At 28.5% G+C, this 1,852-nt stretch carries 2 protein-coding genes; both read left to right on the top strand.

What is annotated here, in order from left to right; genetic code table 11:
• Positions 1 to 279 precede the first annotated feature (279 nt).
• Positions 280 to 837 carry a recombinase family protein gene (locus KA814_RS13175; protein ID WP_001273859.1) on the top strand — a complete coding sequence of 186 codons (558 nt, stop codon included), beginning with the start codon at positions 280 to 282 and terminating at the stop codon, positions 835 to 837.
• 281 nt (positions 838 to 1,118) lie between these two features.
• A complete protein-coding gene (locus tag KA814_RS13170) occupies positions 1,119 to 1,793 on the top strand; it encodes a hypothetical protein (protein ID WP_245335676.1) in 675 nt (224 codons plus the stop codon).
• Positions 1,794 to 1,852 lie beyond the last annotated feature (59 nt).

The raw sequence follows: 1,852 nt of genomic DNA, 5'->3' as shown, positions 1-1,852 counted from the left end.
GGAATTTCGAAAAATATAAAAAATGGAATAGTGAATGTATTGAGCTTTATCATTTATCAAGAAAAGTTATTCTAAATTAGCAGGTAAAGTCACAATAGCGTTATAATGGGTTGACTGGTGTATTAAAATCTTGTATTATAATCATAGTAAGATAATTAACAAATAACATGGCAAATAATACAAATAGATTAGCTCTCATTTGCATTGAGAATTAATTTTATAGATAACTATACATTAAAAACAATATACAACGCTATTTTAGAAAGGATAATTACAATTATGGCCAATATTGGTTATGCTCGTGTATCTACCAGAGATCAAAGTTTAGATTTACAAATAGACGCTTTGAGTAATTTTGGTTGTGAGAAAATATTTAGCGAAAAAGTTAGTGGGCGTAAAGTAAATAGAACTGAACTAGATAAATGTTTAGATTATTTACGTGAAGGCGACACTTTAGTTATTTACAAGCTAGATAGATTAGGCAGGACTACTAAGCAACTGATAGATTTAGCCCAATGGTTAGAAAATAATAATATTGAATTACAAATTATTGATATGAATATCAATACAAAAGACCCAATGGGAAAGATGTTTTTTACAATGATGAGTGCTTTTGCTGAATTAGAGGCTAACTTATTAAGCGAAAGAACTAAAAAAGGTTTAGAATCAGCTAGAGCAAGAGGTAACATGGGAGGCAGAAAAGCAATGCCACAAGAAAAAAAAGAATACATTAAACATTTATACGATACCAAAGAATATACAGGACAAGAAATTGCTAAAAAAACGAATGTAAGTAGAGATACTGTATATCGCATTTTACGAGAGTTTAAAAAGTAATCCTAAACATTGCATAACATGACAGGTATTGATATAATATAAGTAAGAAAAGAATCGGCGTTGTGGCGCAGATATAAAAATTAATACTACACGAACTAGAATCGGCGTTGTGGCGCAGATATAAAAATTAATACTGCACGAACTAGAATCGGCGTTGTGGCGCAGATATAAAAATTAATACTGCACGGAAAGAAACAACTATAGAGATCAAAACACATTATATTGTTTTAAGGAGGCGTATATTACGCCTCTTTTTTATTAAATTTATGGAGTGAATAACAATGGAAGTTGTTCGTTTAAATCAAAACCTATTTAATAAACTACGAGGAAACGAAATATCAAGCAATAAAAATGGTTCAAGACCATATTATTATTCTTTCAAACGTAATAATAATAGAGTTTGTATACCTTTTAGAACAAATGCACAAAAGGTACCTAATAAATATAAAATTAATTTAGGAGGCGAACAGCCCGATAAACCTAATTCAGCTATTGATTTAACAAAGTCTATAGTAATTAGTAATGATGAATATCTTAATAACAGGTCAAAAGCTAAAATACCACAAAATGTTAATAATTTTTTAAAGCAACAAGCACCAGCTATTGAACAAAAATACGATACTATGTCTAATGATTACATAAAAGCAAAAGCTAGTTTAAGTAAGATACCTTTAGTTAAATATTCAACTATGCAATACTTCCACAAAGAATTGAATATTCAAGATAGTATTGATAATCAACAAACTAAAAATGCTATTAATGAATTAATATCTAATGGGAAATCAAATAAATATAATAAATTACAATCTTCTCTGCCTAATGAAAAATTAAATTTGCTAGATGATTATGAAACTCTATATGAGTTTAAAAGCCTAACAGACTACCCAGCTAAAATAAATTCTAATGATATTGATAATCCGGTTCTGTTGCAAAGTAGAATTTATAGTATAATTTGAACAACAAGGAGTCTTCTGTATGAACTATTTCAGATATAAACAATTTAACAATGATGTTA

It is taken from the genome of Staphylococcus sp. GDY8P196P, from assembly GCF_017891705.1.
Taxonomy (GTDB): domain Bacteria; phylum Bacillota; class Bacilli; order Staphylococcales; family Staphylococcaceae; genus Staphylococcus; species Staphylococcus ureilyticus.
Note: the sequence above shows the minus strand (reverse complement) of the source record. Positions and strands in the feature narration are given on the sequence as shown.

What these genes read in the sequence shown, in the direction of transcription:
- KA814_RS13175 (WP_001273859.1), top strand. Translation starts at nt 280, where the DNA reads ATGGCCAATATTGGTTATGCTCGTGTATCTACCAGAGATCAAAGTTTA.
- KA814_RS13170 (WP_245335676.1), top strand. Translation starts at nt 1,119, where the DNA reads ATGGAAGTTGTTCGTTTAAATCAAAACCTATTTAATAAACTACGAGGA.